19 protein-coding genes and 1 tRNA gene are annotated in these 21,988 nt (G+C 37.5%); 17 read left to right on the plus strand and 3 right to left on the minus strand.

Annotated features, from left to right (window positions below; all coding sequences use genetic code 11):
- The first annotated feature begins 72 nt into the window (after positions 1 to 72).
- From EGI31_RS24055 to EGI31_RS24105, 11 genes are all read left to right on the plus strand, one after another.
- The gene (locus EGI31_RS24055) at positions 73 to 345 is read left to right on the plus strand and encodes a hypothetical protein (protein ID WP_255039748.1); all 273 of its coding nucleotides are present in this window, start codon (positions 73 to 75) and stop codon (positions 343 to 345) included.
- 138 nt (positions 346 to 483) lie between these two features.
- Entirely contained in the window at positions 484 to 1,050 is a 567-nt protein-coding gene (locus tag EGI31_RS24060) for a hypothetical protein (protein ID WP_255039749.1), read from the plus strand.
- The gene (locus EGI31_RS25375; RefSeq protein WP_255039750.1) at positions 1,051 to 2,091 is read left to right on the plus strand and encodes a sensor histidine kinase; all 1,041 of its coding nucleotides are present in this window, start codon (positions 1,051 to 1,053) and stop codon (positions 2,089 to 2,091) included.
- Positions 2,092 to 2,147: 56 nt separating this feature from the next.
- Positions 2,148 to 2,783 (plus strand): response regulator transcription factor, encoded by a 636-nt coding sequence (locus EGI31_RS24070; RefSeq protein WP_255039751.1) that lies wholly within the window; start codon positions 2,148 to 2,150, stop codon positions 2,781 to 2,783.
- Positions 2,784 to 3,303: 520 nt separating this feature from the next.
- Positions 3,304 to 3,633, plus strand: a complete 330-nt coding sequence (locus tag EGI31_RS24075; protein WP_255039752.1) for a LytTR family DNA-binding domain-containing protein — start codon at positions 3,304 to 3,306, stop codon at positions 3,631 to 3,633.
- A gap of 20 nt (positions 3,634 to 3,653) precedes the next feature.
- Positions 3,654 to 4,061 carry a hypothetical protein gene (locus tag EGI31_RS24080; protein WP_255039753.1) on the plus strand — a complete coding sequence of 136 codons (408 nt, stop codon included), beginning with the start codon at positions 3,654 to 3,656 and terminating at the stop codon, positions 4,059 to 4,061.
- Between the two features lie 8 nt (positions 4,062 to 4,069).
- Positions 4,070 to 4,891, plus strand: a complete 822-nt coding sequence (locus EGI31_RS24085; RefSeq protein ID WP_255039754.1) for a nuclear transport factor 2 family protein — start codon at positions 4,070 to 4,072, stop codon at positions 4,889 to 4,891.
- A 32-nt stretch (positions 4,892 to 4,923) separates the two neighbouring features.
- Positions 4,924 to 6,135, plus strand: a complete 1,212-nt coding sequence (locus tag EGI31_RS24090) for a nuclear transport factor 2 family protein (RefSeq protein WP_255039755.1) — start codon at positions 4,924 to 4,926, stop codon at positions 6,133 to 6,135.
- Between the two features lie 31 nt (positions 6,136 to 6,166).
- Entirely contained in the window at positions 6,167 to 7,264 is a 1,098-nt protein-coding gene (locus tag EGI31_RS24095) for a 3-coathanger stack domain-containing protein (protein ID WP_255039756.1), read from the plus strand.
- A gap of 16 nt (positions 7,265 to 7,280) precedes the next feature.
- On the plus strand, positions 7,281 to 7,703 hold the full coding sequence (locus EGI31_RS24100; protein WP_255039757.1) for a hypothetical protein: 423 nt from the start codon (positions 7,281 to 7,283) through the stop codon (positions 7,701 to 7,703).
- Positions 7,704 to 7,945: 242 nt separating this feature from the next.
- Positions 7,946 to 9,196 carry a glutamate-5-semialdehyde dehydrogenase gene (locus EGI31_RS24105; RefSeq protein ID WP_255039758.1) on the plus strand — a complete coding sequence of 417 codons (1,251 nt, stop codon included), beginning with the start codon at positions 7,946 to 7,948 and terminating at the stop codon, positions 9,194 to 9,196.
- An 82-nt stretch (positions 9,197 to 9,278) separates the two neighbouring features.
- Here EGI31_RS24105 and EGI31_RS24110 read toward each other — a convergent pair whose 3' ends face one another.
- Complete coding sequence (locus tag EGI31_RS24110) at positions 9,279 to 10,331, minus strand: sterol desaturase family protein (protein ID WP_255039759.1); 1,053 nt, start codon at positions 10,329 to 10,331, stop codon at positions 9,279 to 9,281.
- Positions 10,332 to 10,548: 217 nt separating this feature from the next.
- Positions 10,549 to 12,912, minus strand: coding sequence for a TonB-dependent receptor (locus EGI31_RS24115; protein WP_255039760.1), 2,364 nt, complete (start codon positions 12,910 to 12,912; stop codon positions 10,549 to 10,551).
- Positions 12,913 to 13,274: 362 nt separating this feature from the next.
- Between EGI31_RS24115 and EGI31_RS24120 the strand changes: the two genes are divergently transcribed.
- From EGI31_RS24120 to EGI31_RS24135, 4 genes are all read left to right on the plus strand, one after another.
- Positions 13,275 to 16,028, plus strand: a complete 2,754-nt coding sequence (locus EGI31_RS24120; protein WP_255039761.1) for a TonB-dependent receptor — start codon at positions 13,275 to 13,277, stop codon at positions 16,026 to 16,028.
- A gap of 33 nt (positions 16,029 to 16,061) precedes the next feature.
- Positions 16,062 to 17,390 carry a beta-helix domain-containing protein gene (locus EGI31_RS24125; protein ID WP_255039762.1) on the plus strand — a complete coding sequence of 443 codons (1,329 nt, stop codon included), beginning with the start codon at positions 16,062 to 16,064 and terminating at the stop codon, positions 17,388 to 17,390.
- Positions 17,391 to 18,316: 926 nt separating this feature from the next.
- Positions 18,317 to 19,402, plus strand: a complete 1,086-nt coding sequence (locus EGI31_RS24130) for a phage tail-like protein (RefSeq protein ID WP_255039763.1) — start codon at positions 18,317 to 18,319, stop codon at positions 19,400 to 19,402.
- Between the two features lie 206 nt (positions 19,403 to 19,608).
- Positions 19,609 to 19,680: transfer RNA gene (locus EGI31_RS24135), tRNA-Arg, on the plus strand.
- A gap of 44 nt (positions 19,681 to 19,724) precedes the next feature.
- On the opposite strand, the gene EGI31_RS24140 is transcribed toward EGI31_RS24135, so the two are convergent.
- Positions 19,725 to 19,931 (minus strand): hypothetical protein, encoded by a 207-nt coding sequence (locus EGI31_RS24140; protein WP_255039764.1) that lies wholly within the window; start codon positions 19,929 to 19,931, stop codon positions 19,725 to 19,727.
- 548 nt (positions 19,932 to 20,479) lie between these two features.
- Here EGI31_RS24140 and EGI31_RS24145 point away from each other — a divergent pair.
- Entirely contained in the window at positions 20,480 to 20,920 is a 441-nt protein-coding gene (locus tag EGI31_RS24145; RefSeq protein ID WP_255039765.1) for a hypothetical protein, read from the plus strand.
- A 291-nt stretch (positions 20,921 to 21,211) separates the two neighbouring features.
- On the plus strand, positions 21,212 to 21,769 hold the full coding sequence (locus EGI31_RS24150; protein WP_255039766.1) for a hypothetical protein: 558 nt from the start codon (positions 21,212 to 21,214) through the stop codon (positions 21,767 to 21,769).
- The last annotated feature ends 219 nt before the right edge of the window (positions 21,770 to 21,988 follow it).

The following is a 21,988-nucleotide window of genomic DNA, read 5'->3' on the forward strand; positions in this document are numbered from 1 at the left end:
TAGCCAAGCACTAAATCTTCTGAATGCGTTCACATAAATATTTTTTCTAATCATTTTAAATTTTTCAAAACAATGAAAACATTAGTTTTATCAATTATTTTATTGAGTGGTGTAGCATTTGGAAATTACAACGGCAAAATTAAAAATTCAAATGGTGAAGCTGCTCGGACTGGTAAAAAGGGTCAAAAAGTGGCTGCGGCTCAAAAAAAGAATCAAAAAGTAGTTCAAATCAAACCTAAAAAAGAAAAAGAATCTGAAAGTATCCTTGATAATCCTTACAAGAAAATGAACGATTTATTTTCGTCTTGCTGTAGTACCTGTCCGATTTACAGACCTTGTGAATAACGATAATTGAAATAATCTTATAAATTTGGGTTAGATATCTAACCCAAATTTATGAATCTTGAAACCTTGCTACCAACGATCTATAATTATATCCTATTAATTCCGATTTGTATTGCATACTTTAAGAAAAATGTACTTTTGGAAGAACTTAACCATTTGTTATTTTTATTAATTGGAAGTTTCCTCATTGGATTTTTAGAAGCATATTTACCAGTTAAAAGCTGGTTCGGATTAAATAATAATTACTTCCTAACTTATTTCTTAGTTTATTTTAGTTTTTACCTAAAATATAAAATTTTTGAAAAAATTTCTACAAAAAAAAACGCTAATTATTCAAGAGGATTTTTGTACTTATCACCATTGATTTTACCCATTCTAATAATTTTTAACGGAAATGATTTTATTTCATTTAGTATACTTAGAATTATTGAAGCCGGGTATTCTATTTGGTTAAGTTTTACTTACATGATTAACTTATATCGGTATTATTCGGGAGATTCATTGCGAAATGAACCGATGTTTTGGGCAGCAAACGGAATTTTAGGTTTAGGTGTTGTCAATTTTATTTTTTATTCTTTTGCGAATTCTTTTTTTAATTATTCAGTTGATTTGTTCAGATATTTGGCAAATTTTTACCTCCCAATTATTTACAGTTTTTTCTATTTGTTTTTTGCTGTTAGCTACACAAATCTAAAACAGAAATAAGTGAAGTATATATTTATTTTTTTCATATTAATTTCTTCTGACTTGCACGGTCAGGATTTGGAACTTGTCGTCAACAATAAAAGAGTAAATTCGGATACCACAATTATCTTAACTGCCAAAGAAAAATCTCTACACTTTTTCATTAAGACAAGAGGTGATTTTTCATATCAACTATATCCTCAAGAAACTTCATGGATTAAACTAGACTCGAATAATTATTGCAACTACAATCAACTAGTGGGTAAAGAATATAAACTTTTAATCAGAAACAATTACACCAATAAAATAATTAGGACATGTTCATTGGAAATTGAAAAGCCTTTTTATCTAACATGGTTCTTCCTTTTTTCCATGCTATTCTTCGGTGCCATGATTTTGGGTATGATTATCTACTTCTTTCTTCTTTATAAATTTCGGCAACAAGCCAAACTCCAAAAAGTACGCAACAATATAGCCGCCGACCTCCACGACGACGTGGGTGCTACACTGACCAGTATCGGTTTTTTTGGGGAGTTGATTCGGCAGAAAATCATTAACAGAGCCGAACCAGCAGATATTTTGCCCCTGCTCAGCAAAGTGATAGACTCGTCGAAAGAAAGCGTGGAAACCATGCGTGGTGTGGTGTGGACCATTAATCCCAATAATGATTTTGCAAAAGATTTTTTTGAAAGGCTCAAATACTACGCCAACGAAATGCTTGCCACTAAGAGCGTTGCACTAAACTTTGAGATTGAAGGTATTGAGCAACAAGAGTTGGGTATAGAGGTTCAGCGTAACCTTTTTTTGTTTTTCAAAGAAGCCATCAACAATGTTCTGAAACATGCCAAAGCCAAAACGGCTACCGTCAACATAAAAATGGAAAACAGGAAGTTTTGGATGAAAATATCAGACGATGGCGTAGGCTTTGACCTAAATGAAAACTTTGAGGGCCACGGACTGGGAAGTTTGAGAAAACGTATAGAGAATCTGAATGGAGCTTTTGAAATAAAAAGTGAAGTGAATGTCGGCACCACTCTCGAAGTTTCGATTTTTCTCCCCTAAAATTAGGGGTTTTTCTGGCAGCCAGACTTTTGGAATTTTATGCAAATTATTTTGGAATGATAAGAGTCGCAATTTTTGAAGACAATGCCCTCATCAACGAAGGTATCAGATTGATGGTAGAAAGTCAGGCCGACATGCTGATGGCCGGAGCTTTTCGTGATGCTCGAGGAGTGCTGAACAAAATAAGAAAAACCAAGCCCGACGTAGTGTTGATGGACATCAATATGCCGGATGTAAACGGCATAGAGGCCGTGACCGAAATCAAGAGGGAGTTTCCGGAGATTTTGGTGATGATGCAGACCATCTTTGAAGACGACGACAAGGTTTTTGCGGCCATTTGTGGTGGTGCGTCGGGCTATATGCTCAAAGGTACTTCACCCGAAAAAATGCTGGAGGCCATCAGAGAAATGACCCGAGGTGGCTCGCCGATGTCACCGAATATTGCTCGTAAAGTCTTGTTTATTTTTCAGAATCAGTTCAAAACCAACAAAGAAGAATACATATCGCTGACTCCCAAAGAAAAAGAGGTACTCCGGTGTCTCGTAGACGGACTCAGCTACAAAATGATAGCCGATAAGTTGTCCGTAACCTTTCATACCGTAAACGACCACATCAAAAATATCTACACCAAATTACATGTGAACTCCGCCCCCGAAGCCGTATCTAAGGCCTTGAAAAATAAGCTGTTGTGAATATATTGGAACACGGATTTGATGGATGAGACACGGATAAAATAATCTGTTGTTAATCAGTACTTTATATTTCCTCAAGATTTCCATATTTATTTCCTCTAATGGAAAGTATTGATTTTTATTTAATAGAAATCAGTAAAAATCACGTCTTATCAGTGCGGCAGCCGATGCTATTATCTGTGCTCTTATTGATTAGCGGAATAAGATATTTAAATCCGTCTGGACCGCCGGAGCCGTCTCATCCGTGTCACATCTGTGTCATCTGTGTTCCTTTAGCATTTTCGAATTCCAAAATTGCTCTAGTAAAATGCTATCGCATACAATATTGCTGTCGCAAATTGCTCTCCCATACAATATTGCTGTCGCAAATTGCTCTCGCAATTTTCCCCTAAGATTAGGGGTTTACTACCATTCAATTAAGAAGGAATTTTGGCTATCGAATTTTCTTAAAAAAAAATCGTTGAATCGTGTTGGTGTTTCTAATCGCCACACGACTAATACCCAAAAAACTAATTGAAAGATGGAAAATCTACAAATACACATCGGTGGCAGAATGCACGTTCGGCCAGAAAAAATTAAACTCCTCGAAGCAGACATCAACTATACGACCATTTTCTTTCAGGATGGCACAAAAGCGGTGGTTTCTACCACCATGGGCACCATTGAAAGCCGGTTGCCTAAGGAGGACTTTGTAAGAATTAATCGTCGTACGGTGGTCAACCGTTCGGCCGTTTCGCACTATTTCATCAGACCCAATTACGATGAGGTCAAACTTCAAGATGCTTCTTTCCTGAAAGTGAGTCGCAGAAGAAGAATGCAGATGCGGTCGCTGCTAGTAACTCAAAAATGAAACCTTAAAACAAAACTTATATGAAAACCTCTAACTATTTACTCTTTTTGGCAATTTATGGGGGAATTACTGGTATACTGATGCTTTTTAATTCCTCAGAAACTTTGAAAATGTACGGCGTCGTGCCGGTCGATCAATTTCATGTTGCCATTTTTCAATACCTCGGCATTTCTAATTTCTGTTTGGCACTGCTAACCTTTTTATTCAGAAACGACACCCAAACCAAAAATATCAAGAATGTATTATTGGTTTCTGCTTTGGTAAACATAGCTAGCACATTTAAAGGCTGTTATGACATATTCATCCAAGACGTACCTGGTAATAACTTCTTTTGGGCAGATGCCATTTTTAGGCTTGTGGTAGGTTTAGTGACGTTGTTGGTCTATTTTAAAATTTCGAAAAAACGGTTTAACATTCTCTTAAAATAAAAAAACTCATGAAAAAATTAATCATTACTCTCCTCTTTTTTGTGGCTTTTATTGGTCTATACGCCCAAAAAACAGCTCCCAAACTAACATTAGAACAAGTTCATCAGCTCAATGGTGACATAGAGAAAAAACCAGCTGAAACATTCCAGAAATACGCCACCGAAGGTTTTGTTTTTACTAATGGAAACGGAAAGTCTTATAATAAAACCGAATTGCTCTCTGTCTACAATTATATGATCCAAGACAAACACGAAACCTCTGAAGAAAAAATACAGCAAATAGGCAATACTGCTATCATAACTGGTAAAATCCATCAAAGGTTTCTTCAGAAAGCTGACAGAAAATTAGTGAATGACTACTTGGGTGTGTTCACTTATACCTTTGTTTATCAAAATAACAATTGGATGATGGCAGCAGCACAACATACCAATTTTATTGCTCCCAAAACGGAAGACGAAACTGCCATAAAAAGTGTCCTCTTAGGCGAAACCGCTGCATTTAAACAGAGTAACGAAAGCAAAGCACTCGCTTATTGGTTAAATGCACCATATATATCTCATTATTACACAGCCGCAGGTCTGGGCTACGTAAGAGGCGAGAAACTTATAACTACTTATAAAAATTTCCTCAAAGATCATCCAGAAATTGATAACTCTGCAACCGATTTTCACGATTACATAATTCGGGTAAATGGCAATGCGGCATGGGCAACTTGGATTTCGGAAGTCACTTCAAACAACAAGAAAGTAACCGTTCATAGGGCATCTTATTTAGAAAAAACGAATGGTGAATGGAAAATAGCCTCTATGCATAGTACTGAGGCGAAATGATTTAGTGAATTAATAAAATAACATTAATGAAAATGAAAAAAACAATAACCCTTTTTGTGGTAATGTTACCGCATATCATCCTAGCCCAGAAATCTTTTACTGAAGCCGATTTCAAGGCAATGAATGCTCGCTATTTGAAAAACCCTGTTGCCTTTATGCAAAATGAAACTACGCCAAATTTTGTGTATACGGGCACTGACGGAATAGTACGCGACAAAGTAGCAAGTCTCAAAATCTACGATGTTTTGGAGGAGATTTCAAGAGATTATAGCAATATTAAGGTCCAGCAAAATGGTGCAGGTGCAGTAGTTACAAGTCAAATGAAACATACCGTGATAATAAAACCAACAGGCCAAAAAAGAATTGATGATGAGGTTCTTACAGCCACGTTGGTGAATCAAAATGGCAAATGGCTTTTGCAATCTGCCGTTCATTCTATGGCACCTGTAGATATAAATAGCGAAGAAGCTGCCATTAAAAAAGTAATTGAAGGCCAAACTCAAGCTTCTTACGACCGTGACCTTGAAAAATCGCTTTCATATTGGGCAAATGTGCCTAATGCCAGTTATGTGTTGACATCACTGAACGCCAACCTTACGGGATTTGAGCAAATCAAAAACACCTACACCTATTTTATGAAAGCCAATCCAACGCCAGATAAATCAAAAATTGAGGCCAGCTACAAATCAATAACCATCAAAGGCAATACCGCTTTTGTAAAGCATGAGGAAGCATTTACCAACGAAAAAGGCAACACCACCAAACAAAACTGCCACCGCTATCTCGAAAAAATCAATACGGAATGGAAGTTGGTAGGCTCGGTAGTTACACCTATGCCAACAATAAAAACGGATGACGAAGTAGCCATCAAAAAAGTGATAGAAGCCGAAACTCAATCTTACCTAGATGGGCACCCAGAAAAAATAACAGATTATTGGTCAAGAAAACCATCTGATGAATTCCAGAGCCAGCAGATTGTAGCTTGGATTGGCCAGCCTTATGCCAAAGCTGAAACATTAAACAAACTCAATGAAGCCGCCAAGAACCTAGTAAAAAAAAAAGACATCAAAATAGAGCGTGAGGACTTCGAAATCAGAATCAACAAAGACATGGCCTGGGCTACCTACACCCAAAAAGCCATCGCCAACGGCACGGTAGCCCAAACCATCCGCGAAACCCGCATTTTGGAGCGTATAGGTGGCGAATGGAAAATTGTTTATGTGGGTGAGCAGGGGGTGAAGTAAAAAAATATAAAGTATTGTAAATAAGTAAATTATGAAAAAGTTACTGCTTTTTTTTGGGATTGTATTGGCCAAAATTGGCTGGGGGCAAAGTATAACTGCCTCGGGATTTGAAAACCCACCACCAACTTTTTTAAATCCTAATGGACTTTACACAAAAGGTAGCGTCGTAAATGGGAAAAATTCATATTCCAGAAGCATTGGGTACAATGCAAATGGTTGTAATTGTAGTGGCATTATGTATATTGAATGGAACGCAACGAACTTACGTTGGCAATTCAGATTCAATGCCAGCCAGAGTTTATGTAATTTTTGTCCATTTGCTTCTGGAACATATTTCACCAATACTGCGGATATTGGAATGTCGCCACCTTGTACTGGGTGGTCTTCAGGATCAAGTTTAACTGGAGACTGTAATTCAATAAATCCTCCCGATCCCCCAGTTATTTCCTCGAGTGCTACCGCAGTTTGTGCTGGAACAAGCGTAAACCTCACCGCCACGGGTTGCTCAAACACAGTCAACTGGAGCGATGGGGGCATAGGTGCCACGCGAAACAATGTAATTTTCAATGCTAGCTTAACTCTGACTGCAACTTGTAATAATGGTCTAACAAGTGGAAATTCGAATAGTATCAGTATTACGGTAAATCCGAAACCCAACTTGATTATAACAAATCCAGCTGCAGTTTCACCACCGAATACGGTCGACATTACATTATCTACCTTAACGGCTGGAAGTACGCTAAATGGTGCAACACTAAGCTATCACAGCGATGCCGCTGGAAATGTAACACTTACTAACCCACCGCCTAGTGCCATTAATATATCTGGTACCTATTATATAAAAGCACTGACAACTACTGGATGTGCTGATATTAAACCCGTTTTGGTTGTAATAAATGACTGTGGAACCCCTGTGGTTCTTCAAAGCCCAATAGATGACTACAGCTCTGGAACAACCCTCAAAAAAACCAATGAAACTATATTGGCAAATAATAAAATAACAGGTAATGCCAATGTGGTTTACCGCTCAAACAAAAGTGTTACACTCGACCCTGGTTCTCTTGGTAATCCAGGGTTTAAGGCAGAGGCCGGTGTAGTATTCAAAGCCGAAATAGGCGGTTGCAACTAAAAAAACTATTACTTAAATGAAAATTATTTTAACTATCCTATTTTCAATTGCTGGCTTGAATCTGACCTACACACAAAAGAAGTCTCCATTAGACGGCAACTGGCTTTTGGTAGAAAAAAATGGCCGAAAACTAAACTTTCAAAACCATCAATTCAAATCGTACCATCAAGGGTATTTCTCTGTCATTATTCTGAAAAATGATGGAACATTTAACAGTGCCTATGCTGGGCCATTCAGTATAAACGGCCAAGTGTATACGGAGACCTATAAATATGGATCAAAGCCTGAGTGGTTCGGCTGGACGGCAGATCAAGAATGGACACTTAAAGGAGATACCCTCCATATGATTGGCCACACACGAATTGTTGACCCTGAAGGCAAGGAACACCCTAAGACCGAGTGGGGTCAGTTTGTTGAAAAATGGGTGAGGGCAAGATAACTTATTACTTTCCAGTTATTTAAGTTTTAGAAATAGGACATTTATAGAATCAAAAGTTCTAGCAAAATCTATTGACACACTATTTTTGCTAGGTATAACTTTCTAACATTTCTATCTAACTTGAAGGATAACTGCAAGCAATTAGTGCTGTATTAATTCTTAGGTTAGGCTTTCCTAATACCTTAGCTGATTACTTTTCCAAAAAAAATACCGAACTTTGCCTTTGAAAATATACGTTTGAAATGGAAAGCATTGAGCATCTTTTAAAAAATACACACAAGGCAGCTTCGCAAGTAAGACGACTGAATAAAAGCCAGAAAGCTAAAATCTTGACAGATTTGGCTGAGATTCTTTTGGAAAATTCGGCACAAATTATTGCCGAAAACAAAAAGGATTTGGACCTAATGGACCCCAAAGATGCCAAGTATGACAGACTTTTGCTCAATGAAAATCGTATAAAAGGCCTGAGTGATGCCTTAAGACAAGTGGCTAGTTTGAATGACCCCAGTGGTCAAATTCTGCTGGAGCGAACTTTGGATAATGGCATTAAAATGCAAAAGATAGCTGTGCCGATGGGTGTGGTAGGTGCTATTTTTGAATCTCGTCCAAATGTGACCATCGACGTGGCATCTTTGTGTATCATGTCTGGCAATGCTTGTGTATTGAAAGGTGGCAAAGAAGCGAATTTTTCCAATCAATTTTTGGTGAGTCTGATTCATCAGGCTTTGTCAGAAAATAACATTTCTACCGATGTAGTTATGCTTTTGCCTACCGATAGAAAGTTTTTGACCCAGATGCTGGAAGCTGATAAATATGTGGATTTAATCATCCCACGCGGTTCTCAGTCGCTCATTGATTTTGTGAGGAGCAATTCCAAGATTCCGACCATCGAAACCGGTGCGGGGGTTTGCCATACCTATGTTGAAAAAACGGCAAATCTCGATATGGCCGCAGATATTATCATCAATGCTCGAGCCTCGCGTCCCTCTGTCTGTAACTCGCTAGATTGTGCTATTTTGGATGAAAATGTATTAGAAGAATTGATTCCTATGCTTAAATCAGGCTTTGAGAAATACAATATCGAGGTCTTTGCTGATGAAAAATCATATTCTATTTTTGAAAAAAACGGCTTCAAAAATCTTCAACATGCCCAGGAAGAAGACTTTGGCAAGGAATGGCTAGATTTTAAAATTTCTATAAAAACTGTAAATAGTTTTGACGAGGCTCTAGACCATATCAACCAGTTTTCATCCAAACATTCGGAAGCCATAATTACTGAAGATGCTGTATTGGCCGAAACATTCCTACAAGAAGTAGATGCTGCTTCTGTATACCACAATGCCTCTACCAGATTTACGGATGGTGGGGAGTTTGGTTTAGGAGCTGAAATCGGTATTTCTACCCAAAAACTACACGCCCGCGGACCATTTGCTCTAGAAAAACTCGTGACCGAGAAATGGATTTGCAGAGGTGAAGGACAGGTGAGATGGTAAGTTGATTTACGATTGAAGTGATTTACGATTAATTCGATTTTAGATTGACTCGATTAATAACTGATACTTTACGGCGTTCAGCTTACGATTGATTCGAATGGGCGGCGGTCTCAGATTTTAGATTTTTAGCAAAATCAGATTTCGATTCAAAGTACTGCCTTTTAACAACTTCAGCCGTCTGATGCTCACCAGTAGGTGACCAACCAGGAGGCATAATGAGGTACAAGAAAACAGTTTTTAGGTTTGGTGCCTTGGAAATGTCCTTCAATAAAGCCCAAATTTCGCCAAAATATACGTCCAATAAGTTTCCTGAATCCATCTTACGGGTTATTCCATATTCTATTTTCACCTCATCATGAATAGGTTGGTAGGTCCCGAAAACCCTGTCCCAAATATTGAGCAGATTGCAATAGTTGGTGTCCATGTAAAGTGGATTTCGTGCATGATGTACCCTATGATCCGTAGGTGAAAGTATATATTTGCCAAAAAAAGGAATTTTATGCAAACCCAATCTTCCGTCTTTTACAAAATTTTCTCCCACATGAATAAACGCACCCCAAGTACCATCTATAAACATAATGAAAAACAAGAGCTCGGGATGAATCCCCGCCAAAATACAGATCGTACCTCTAATGGCATCGGCATACGGCCCTTCTAAGAAAAAATGAGCATAAGTAACAGAAAGATTCATATTTTCGGGTGCGTGATGGGTGGAATGTAAACACCAAAACAACCTGACTTTATGCCCTAAATAATGGTAAATAAAGTGTGAAAATTCCCAAACAACATAGCCATAAATGAGCCAATACCAAGTGAATGTTGTCTGAAACAAGGCGTACTTCTGAAAATTAGCCAACACAAAGCCAATAACTCCAATAGATATAAATCTAGAAATGAACCTGTTGAGGATATAAAGCAAAAAGTTGACTTTGTAAACCTTGGTATGCGGATTTTTATAAATCAAACCAGCAATAAACTCAAAGATTAGTAGAAAAGGAATAAGCGGATAAATGGCCGACTTGATGCCATCAAATGTAAGAAAAGCACTGTAGTCGCCTGATTGGATGATTTTTAAGGCCTCATTGATACCAAGGAATCCCCTCAATTCGGAGACAATTGTTTCTAATATATTCATTTTTTAAGGTGATTGAATATCGAAATTTACTTAATGGAACACGGATTTCACGAATTTGACACGGATTTTTTAATTTTGACGTTTTGCTCCCCGTATTATAGAACACAGATTTAACAAATTAGACATCACCGGCGACACGGACGGATTTTTTAAAAATTACTTTAAACTAATATAATCCGTGTCAAATCCATCCAATCCGTGTTCCAAACCAAAAAGATTAAAAATCAAACTGAAAAGTCAGCACTGGTATAAATCCACTTCCACGGTACTCCAAGTAGGTCGTATTTTTGACTGAATCATAGGCCACATTGGTGGCGTTCAGTCTGTTGGTGGCGTTTTGAAAATCCAAACTGATGTTTCCAGACGTTTTTTTGCCATTAAACCTGTAAGCAATTCTGGTGTCGAGTCTTTGAAAAGGTGCCACTTGGCCTTCGTTTTCTCTCGCTTGGTCTGCCACGTAAAAACCCTTTTCTTTAGACTTTACGGGATCAAAAGGCGTGTATCTGAAACCTCCACTAAACAAATACCGGCCGCCAATTTGTAGGATATTACCGTTTTTGAAAGGAAATTCTTTCCCGAAAGTATAGCTTGACGAAAAGCGGGTATTGAATCGACTGTTGTGCCAAAGTCCATCATTGGCCTTGAATTTTGAGTCCAAAACCGAAAAAGTAGCCAGGAAAAAGTAAGAGTTAGAAAACTGCTTTTCTATGGCCAAATCTATGCCTTTATTTCTTCCGAGACCTTGGCTTTTCACCTGAAATTCCGGAAAATCAGCACTGTAATTGAGCAACCAATAGTTGGAAGTAACATCTGCACTTATAGGCACATTAAACATACTTTGGTAATACGCCTCCATACTCAACCGCATGCGGTTTTGGGTGTAATGGTGAAATGCCGCAATGAAATGATCGGATTTGATAGGTTTTAAGTTCAAGTTGATATTTTTACCGGTAGAATCGGTGAAAAAATAGGTCATCATTGGTAATATTCGACCATGACGACCATAAGCAAAACTAAGTTTACTAGATGAATTCGGTGCATACAACATCGAAATCCTTGGCTCCACTGAACCAGTTTTGTTAGTCAGAAATTCAAGAAAATGCATACCTGCATTCAGCGATAGTTTCGGAGAAATCTTGTAGGTAGTCTGTACATATTGTTGCAGCATTTGACTGCTTCCATCACCTTTTACAGACACATTTACTTGTCTTTGATTGATGTCTTGCTGGTTGAGTCGAGCTTTGGTTTCTTTGAAAAAATCATAAAAAATCTGATTGGCAATTACGCCCGTTTTTACCCAAAACTTCTCCGAAATTCTCTTCGAATAAGCCACCGAGGCGACCAAACGTTTATCAAGATATCGTTCTGAATTATATCTAAATCGCACATTTTGAAGATCTAGCGTATCGCTGTTGCGGATTTGGTCGCTACCAACTAAGGCCACCACGGCTTTCACATAAGTCTTGCTATCAGGCATATAGGTATAAGTATAACCCAAAGCCCCCATGTTGGACGGTTTCACTCTGTCTTCCCATTCGCTCGCACGATTTGGGTTCCTATCTTGAGCATTTTCCACGGGAAAGTAATTCTCTTCACTCAAGCCGCCAATTCCGAAAATGGTTGAAACAGATTTTTTCTTCTTAAAAACCAGATTAAATGATAAATCCTGAAAATCGTTGGTCACACGCTCTCCGACCAAATAAAAACCCATTTTGCCCAAAAGTCCCAAAGTAGAATAACGGTAATTTACCAAATAAGAAGAACTGCCGTTTCTAATTGGTCCCTCAGTGGCGAAATCTAAGCCTAGAATACCGATTTTGGCTCTATGTTCCCGTTTTTGCATATTTCCATGCCGAAACTGCACATCAAAAGCACCAGAAAGGGCATTACCATATTCTGCTGCAAATCCACCCGTCGAAAAATCAGACTTGGCCAAAAGCTGAGCCGAAAAAATAGAAACTCCCCCACCCGACGAGCCTACCACTGCAAAATGGTTGGGATTGGGCATATCTACACCTTCCAACCTCCACAAAATACCAATTGGTGAATTTCCACGAACAACTATCTGGTTTTCAGTATCATCTGGCCCACGCTGCACACCTGGATACGAAAGTGCCACTCGCCCAGGGTCATTTACACCAGCTGGCATACGCTCAGTTTCTTCTGCCGTGAATGACCGAGTACTCACCACAGAAAGCTCGTTAAGCGGTTCGAATGCATTTTTATTGGCACTGATTACCACCTCCTCTGCGTTGATACTTCCTGAGGTCAATTCTATCTTAACATTCATACTTTTAGCTGAAGTAAGTATTATAGCGTCAGACTTTTGGGGTAAATATCCAATATAAGTCACTACCAATATTTGACGGCCAATAGGCACTTGGTTTAAAACAAAATTTCCGTTTTCGTCGGAGGAAGCCACTAGTTGAGGTTTTGAGTTTTCGACTATTATTGTAGCACCAGGTAACGGAGTTTTGGTTTGCTTATCTAAAACTTGCCCATAAATGGTTTGAAAGTGCTTTTGAGCCTGAGAATTTAGAGCTGATAAAATGAAGAAAAGTAATAATAAATTCTTCGTCATGGTTTTTAAGGTTTAGAGGGTAGCGAAAAATACATTATTTTCTTGAAAAAACATATTCAACCGCCAAAACCGCAAGACGTGTAGGAGTATTTCTTGATAATTATCAACCAATAAGGCCGGAAGTCGCAAAGGAGAATTGGTTGAGTAGGGAATGATTTTGAAGTAAAAAATACCTGGTTAGAATATCCAATTTATTTCAAAAACCCAAATAACAATCCAAATTCATATCGTCTTTGCGACCTAGCGGTGAGAAAAAACCAACAAAATCCAAACTTAATATTGGCGTAATATTCTCTTAACATTGGGATTCTACTTTTGTGCCGTAATCAATATTACCAAGCAATTAGAAATTTAAAATACCAATGAGCAAGTTTAAAATTACTACATTATTACTATTTGTTTCTGCCACACTTTTTGCACAATCAGGCATACTTAAAGGAAATGTAAAAGAGAAAACTACCAACGAAGGAGCTATAGGAGCTACTGTAAAAATCGCCAACACCACCTTCGCAGCCATGACAGACATTGAAGGAAACTTCATTTTCTCGAAATTGGCCGCAGGAAACTACAAAATCGTCATCACCAGCATCGGTTTTGCACCTAGAGAAATTGACAACGTAAGAATTGAATCAGACAAAACGACATTGATAAATGCGGTTTTGGAAGACGACAGCAAAATGCTGGAAGGCGTTGTGATAAAAGCCCAAAGAATGACAGGGACAGAGGTTTCAGTAATATCAGAAATCAAGCAAATTCAAAACATTGCGGTGGGTGTTTCTTCTCAGCAAATCGTTAAAACACAAGACAGAGACGCTTCACAAGTGGTAAGACGTGTACCTGGTGTTTCTATTTTTGACGATAGATTCATAGTAATCAGAGGATTGAACGAAAGATACAATACAGTTCTTTTGAACGACATCATCACGCCATCTACGGAGGTTGATGTAAAATCTTTCTCATTTGACTTAATTCCAAGTGCTGCTATCGACAGAATGATGGTTTATAAATCTCCATCGGCAGAATTGCCAGGAGATATTGCGGGTGGAGCTATAAAAATTTACACCAAAACTGTTCCAGACGGCAACAACATTTCTGCTGGTTTCACAGTAGGATATCGCTCAAATGCAACTGGACAAACCACTACAGATTATACAGGAAGCAATCTTGACGCCCTTGGATTCGGTGCAGCTTACAGAAGTCTCCCTAGCGGATTTCCAAGCACCAAAAACGTTATAAACTTTGCGTCGAATGAGCAAATGATTCAAAACTTTAGAGACTTGAATCCATATTATAGTGCCACTACAAAAACCATCAATCCTGACTTCAGAGCAAATATCAATTTCAGTAGAAGATTTTTCTTTGGAAACAAAGAATTGACTAACATTTCGTACATCAACTATTCGAACACAAACACCAACCAAAGTGTAGTTCAGAACAGATTTTTGTTTGACGAATCTAAAGCGAGTGAGTTCTTTGACCAATCGTATGCCAACAACGTAAGGTTAGGTGCTATGACCAACTGGGCATTGATTCTTAATCCAAAAAATAAGATAGAATTCAGGAATCTATTCAACCAAATGGCTTCTAAAGAGACCGTTACCCGTAATGGAAATCTTTTAGAGAATAATCTAGAAATCTTCAATCAGTCGTTCAGATATGAGCAAAAAAGTATTTTCTCTAGTCAATTGAATGGAACGCACGAACTTTCAGAAAAGGCTAAATTGAAATGGATAGGTGCCTTGGGTTATACCATTAGAAAAGAGCCAGATTTCAGAAGATTTACGTCGTCAAGAGAAATTGGCTCTACAGGTGGATACAAAATGGACCTTCAACAGTTTGAATCTCCTACCTTACAACAAGCCGCTCGTTTTTACTCAAACATGGATGAGTATGTTATCACTGGTTCAGTAAATTACGATGTGGTTTTGGGCAAGAAAAGCGACAACGAGGCTATGAATAAAATGCTTAAAACTGGAATTTATAGCGAATACAAAGACAGATATTTCAAAGCCAGATGGTTTGGCGTGGTGAACCCTAACCGTGTAACCAATGAGCTTCTTTCGCTAGAACCAAACAACTTCTTTAGTAATGAGAACCTGAGATCATCAAGAGTATATTACTCAGAAGGAACTAATTTTGACGACAGGTATACTGCTCAAAACTTATTAACTGCTGGTTTTGCAAGTATTTATCTACCTTTTAACAAGAAGTTTAACGCAACATTTGGCATCAGAGAAGAGTACAACAAACAAATGCTACAAAGCCGTGAGCGTGGCGGTGGTGCAAAAGTAGATGTAAACAACCCGATTTTCAGTTTCTTACCTTCGGTAAATGCTACTTATAATTTTAATGATAAAAACGTCTTGAGATTTGGATATGGAACCACTGTAAACCGTCCTGAATTTAGAGAATTGGCACCATTTACTTACTATGACTTCGTGTTTGACGTGGCTCGTAGAGGAAACAAAGATATCAAAATTGCTACTATCCAAAACTTCGATATTCGTTATGAATTCTATCCAAGCTCAGGTGAGCTGATTACGATTGGTGCATTTTACAAAAAATTCAAAAACCCAATTGAAGCAGCAGTATTCTATAATGGTAGTACAGTGGCCTTTACAGTAGCAAACTCAGAATCTGCTTATTCTCAAGGTGTTGAATTAGAAGTACGCAAAAACATCACCAAAAACTTGATGGGAGTATTCAATACCTCATTGATTTATTCAAACGTAACAGTTGGTGGACTATCTGACGTAAATAGATACTTACAAGGACAGTCTCCATATTTGATCAACGCCGGATTATTCTATAGCGAGCCTAAAAGTGGCGTACAAGCCAACATAATGTATAACGTGATTGGACAAAGAATCTATGTTATCGGCGACAATGTGTTGAGTTCTAATGTATTCGAAATGCCTAGAAACGTTATCGACCTGAACCTTTCGAAATCTTTCAAAAACATAGAAATCAAAGCAGGCGTACAAGACCTTTTGAACCAAGCGTTTAGACTTATTCAAGATACCAATAGAGATAATAAAATAACAGAAACAGACGGCATTTTCCAACAGTACAAAAGAGGTTCTAATTACTTCTTGACTTTAAATTATAAACTTTAATTATTTTATATTTTTTCAAAACCAAAGAAAATCATGAAGGTGAATTTTAAAACTTTATTACTCTCAGCAATGGTATTGGGGCTTGCAATAAGCTCATGCGAAAGAACTGACGACACCGACGACACAACCGTGATTCCAGTTGGAGAAAACATTACAGTAAAAGGCTCGATGACTGCCAACACTGTTTGGAATGCCAAAAACAAATACATCCTTGAGGGCTTTGTTTATGTAGAATCAGGTGCTACTTTGACCATCGATCCAGGTACAATTATCAAAGGCGACAAAGCAACTAAAGCTACTTTGATCATAAAACCAGGTGGCAAAATCATTGCAGAAGGAACTGCTAGTAAGCCAATTGTATTTACTTCAAATCAGGCGAAAGGATCAAGAAACTACGGAGACTGGGGTGGATTAATTATACTTGGAAAAGGAAAAGTTAACAAAACTCCAGCCACTATTGAAGGTGAAAACATCTCAACTTTCGGTGGTGATGTAGAAGCTGATAACTCAGGAATATTGAAATATGTAAGACTTGAGTTTGGTGGTATTGCCTTCGAAACCGACAAAGAAATCAACGGACTTACCCTTGGTGGTGTTGGTAGCGGCACTGTGATTGACTACGTACAAGTTTCTATGAACGGAGACGACGGTTTTGAGTGGTTTGGAGGAAACGTAAACGCCAAGCACTTGATATCTTACAAAAACTTGGATGACGACTTTGATACAGACTGGGGATATGCTGGTAAAGTTCAATATGGTTTGATTTTCAGAGATCCAAAAGTTGCTGACCAATGTTCTTGCTCAGACTCTAACGGCTTTGAGTCTGACAACGACGCTTCTGGCTCAGCCGCAACACCTCAAACTTCCGCTATGTTTGCTAACGTATCGGTTATAATGGGCGATGGAACGCCAGACGCTAAGTTTCGTTCAGGCTACAGAATCAGAAGAAACTCTGCAATCTCTATCTACAACTCACTGGTAGCGGGTGCTTTTCCAAGAGGCGGACTTGAGCTTGGCGATGCTGCTACTCAGAAAAACTTCGTAGATGGCAAAAACGACTTTAGAGGTTTGATATTTGCTGGTATGGGTACTAAAGGTTTGATTTTGGGAGATGCAGCTAAATTAAACGACGCCGCAAGAAAGAACCAATTTGCTTTGGAAACTTCAGCTTTGGGCTTACCAACAGGTTACAACTCATTGACAGGAAAACCAGCTTTGTTGCCTATTTCAGCTTCAATTTTGTTGAACTCAGGAGTAACACTTCCAGCAGGATTTGAAGCCAACACTTATGTAGGTGCATTTAGCACTACTGACTGGACAGCAGGTTGGACAAACTTCGATCCTCAAAACGCAGATTATTGATTCAGATTAGGATATTGGTTACTGGTTAAATACTGGTTACTGACAATTGGTCACTGAACACAATGAAATTCAGAATATAATCTGAATGAAATTGCGACCGAAGGTCTCGAAGTGACACTTCGATAAAGCATACATAGAACGACACTTCGGCTCCGCTCAGTGTCCGCTACCACAGAAGATATAAAGACTTTGAATACAAGTTTCAAACTTGATTCATATTGGTAAATGCCGCAAAGACCCCAGTTCTGCTGGGGTTCTTTGTTTTTATAGGGGGGATTCAATTTATTCTTCCGAAAAAGGCAAAGTTCTTTGCACCTTCGAAATTCTTCCTCTAAACCAATAAACTTCCAAAAATCAGCCTTCTTGCACTTTAACTTCTTCTCTAATTGTTTGTTCGGTATTTTCCGTTTGAGTCCATTTTTTGCCCATTTCTAAATTTCCAAATTTAGCAGCTATATGGCTGTGACTTCGGGAATGTTTTTTACATATTCCTCAATCATTGTCCCTTACCACTATAAAGTTCTTCAAATTGCTCTAACTCGGTTTCGTCAAGAATTAATCTGAGTAATATTGATTTCTTTTTCAAATGAACGCAAAAGAATGCTGACCTAACTAAGCATTAAAGAGTTTTGAGGGATTTCTGTTTTGCAGAAAAGTTGAAATTTTGGTTTCAGTTAAACCTTTTTGATTTTCTGTTAATTTACAAGATTTATGTATCCATAATTCAACGAAAAGAAATTTCCAGATGTACATCTCAACCTAAATTATACATTTATTTGATTTACCCTTAATAAAAAACCAAACAACAATTCGACACAACATACTCAAAAATAAGCCATTAAATAAAACCTTTCGCTTTATTCCTTTCTGTTTTTATATAATTTCAAAAAAAAATTAAAGCTTTGGCAAACTTTAATTTTAACGCCATGAAACAAATTCTCCTTTACATTTTTATACTATCGTTTAGTAGTTCTATTTTTGCTCAAAACGCCAAAGTTATCGATTCACCAAGTGGTAGCGTGATTTCTAATATTAGTGGCACCGACATACCTTATTCTACTTCTATTTTAGATATTCGGAGCAGTACCAAAGGCGTACTTTTGCCTCGTGTTGGTTCAGACTTAGCCTCTCCTACTGAAGGATTGCTCTATTATAACACAACTGGCCATAATTTCCGTTATTACGATGGTACCGCCTGGCAAAATGCTCTTTTTGGCAACCAATGGAATGTGAATGGAACATCCATATCTTATTCGCTCGGCAATGTAGGGATAGGTACAAATGCACCAGTTTCTCCTTTTGATTTTTTTCATCCTACCAATGCTAACATGTATTTTCATAATAACTTCTCTGGTATTACTCCTACCGATGGACTTTTAGTAGGTATTAATAGTGCATCTGCCAAAGCATTCTTTTGGAATTATGAAAATGCATCAATTGGAATAGGGACTAATAATTTAGAAAGAATAACAATTACATCAACTGGCAATGTGGGAATTGGATACACTGGTCCATCCTACAAGCTATCAGTAAATGGAGATTTATATTCAAATGGCTTGTATTCCAATGGTTTTACTGAAATTAATGGAACTTTTCAGGCAAATTCTACAGCAAATTTTTCAAGCACAGTAAATGTAACAGGCACGCTCAATGCCAATGGCAACTTAGCTGTAGATGGGAATATTACAACAAATAATGGCAAGGGAATTGTACGAAGCAATGATGCCAACCAGCTTGTAATTGATGAATTTGCCACACCTGCTAATTTAACTTGGAATCTGAACCCTGGGCAAACCATTTGTTGTGTAGGAATTGGCTTTTCAACATTTGTTGCAACGCCTAGTATAGCTTTTGGTCAATCAATAAATATTACAAACCCTGGCCATATTGTTTATACAATTGAGACGATCACAACAACAGGAGCTCAAATAAGAGTAACAAATATTGGTACGGAAATTTCAACCTGCACTGGTACTGGACAATTTAAAGCCATGATTATTGGGAGGAAATAGAATATATGAAAATCTTTGAATGAAGATTTATTCATTTTTCATCATTTTCCGTAGGATAAAGTAGAAGCCAAGACTTTGAACAAGGGTAAACTTCATACCCAATTGCATTATTTGCCCCAAAGACCCCAGTTCTGCTGGGTTCTTTGTTTTTATAGGGGAATGCTTTTTATTTCTCCTAAATTTATCGAAATTTGCACTCCAATTACGGTCCCGTAGTTCAACGGATAGAATAGTTGTTTCCTAAACAATAGATCCAAGTTCGATTCTTGGCGGGATCACAAAGCTCTCAATCTTGAGGGCTTTTTTTGTGAATATATGTTTACTAAACATTAGATATGGTGGTGCGGCATCCCGATTCGATTCCCTTTGGGACCACAAAGCCTTCAGATTTCTGAGGGCTTTTTTTGTGGAGTTTGTATTCAAAAACAATAGATCCAATGGTGCGGCAACCCGCTGGAACGCCAGCCCGGTTCGATTCCCTTTGGGACCACAAAGCCTTCAGATTTCTGAGGGCTTTTTTTGTAGGCATTATTTTTGATAAAATTAATTTAAAATGAAGTCGAGCAAAAATAGCTCAGCCCTTGAGAGCAAGGAAAAATATATTAATTTCAAAAATGGAATATAAGTTATCAGATTTTAAGATTGGCTTGTTAATAGGATTTTTAATATATCTTTTAGGAGCTGTATTGACATACTTAGTACATCAACTAACTGGCTGGAGCTATGGACACGCACCTCCCGTAAGCTTTCTTGTCATTATCATTACATATATTGTAGGAATAATTAGGTCAGTATTTAACAAAGCAAATATGTCTCTAAATTATAATAAGAATAGAAACAAGGGAGAATTAATGGTACACTTAACTATACTAGGATTAACCTTTGTATTACTTCTACTAGAAATATTTTTTTGATTTTTTCTAATATCCAAAGAATATAACTTTCAAATAGACTAATGGCTGATTTAACCCACAGAAAACTAATAACATTAAAAAAAACACTTAAAGCGAAATAGCAAATTATTAATTTTCAGGATTAAACTAATCACACATTATAACCGATCAAATCAATATTTTTATGAAATCATTTTCAACATTCATTTGTCTGCTAGTTTTTTCCACTCAACTATATTCTCAAGAACTTAAAAATGAGGCTGTTATTGGAAAATGGAGGGTAGTGGATTGCCAAATAATACCCGAGGTGCTTCCAAAATTCAATAATGAACAAAAAAAAGACCTTGAACAAATGAGACTTAGTTTTGCTGAATCCATTTTTAACTTAGAAAAAAATGGGCAGTTTACACTTAGATTTAATAATCGTTATTCAAAATTTATGAAAGATCTAGAAATTTCAAATAATGCATACTGGAAGATCGTAAAAGGGAAAAGCATTGTTGTTGGCAATAAAGAAGATCATTATTCTCAATTAGAAATAAATATCATGACCAAGAATGAAAAAAAATACTTCTACATCAGTGAGGCGTTTTTTATTCTTGAGGTAATTCACGAAAAAAATTAACTAGACCTAGAGTAGTATTTATTCTTTTCTAACTTTCCCGAATCTCACAACTTCAAGAAATGTAAAAACCTTATCACGGTATTTTAAACAAGTTAAAGCCCCAAATCCAAATCCAACACTTACCTATCATTTACATTTTTTTACATTTGATTTACTACATTCTCAAAGTCATAGAATACTTTTGAGCAAGAAAATGCCTCAAGGACCTTGCAATGAAGTTCGTTGAAGCAATTCTAAAGAAGAAAATTAAAAAAAGAGAAAACTAGCCTATTATTTAATTATTCAAAAATCATGAAAAAGCTTATTTTCATCCCAATTTTAGTACTTACAGTGGTAGCTGGGCTAGTTTTTGCAAATCGCGAGAATAGAATTGAGCCTTCAAAAAAGTCAATCTCAGAGCCTACAAGCAGTGCTACTTTATCTGCCGAGGAAAAGAAGGCCGCCAGAAAAAAATGGGAGGCTACCCCTGGTGGTATAATTTTTAAAAAGTGGGAGGCTTCACCAGCAGGTAAAAAAGTATACGCAGCCGTGGCCAAAATAAGCAAGCCGACCAAGAATTTTACTGGTATGGAGGCCGTAATAAGCTCTCTTTCTCTTCCGCCAGGTTCTAGATTAGGCTTCGGAATGATGGTCAAGATTGATAATGAAGATTATATTCTTAGTTTTGGGCCAGAAAAGTCCAGTGAATTTGAACAATTGCATAAACTGAAAGTAAAAGACAAAATAATTATCAAGAGCCGTTTTGTCTCCTTCGCACCCAAATATGCATATCCCATAATTGCCGGAGAATATATAGAAAGAAATAATGAAATAATTTATAAACGTCCTCCTAACAAAGGTAGTTGTTAAAATATTAAATACGCTCTCAAACAGGCTTTTTAGGCCCGAATTGGCTTCGAATATAAATAGAGGGATAATTTCGACAGTTCAGAGTTTACCTAAAGGTGCACTCTAAACTATTCTTAAATGTCAAATTCAACAGCTTAGTCGCCGCTATACGAGGCCGGCAGTTTTATTCTTCCCAAATAAAAAAGCAACATCTCTTGCCATTTGAAATCTCCCAAATTT

Origin of the sequence: Lacihabitans soyangensis (genome assembly GCF_024343775.1) — a bacterium.
Classification (GTDB): Bacteria; Bacteroidota; Bacteroidia; order Cytophagales; family Spirosomataceae; genus Leadbetterella; species Leadbetterella soyangensis.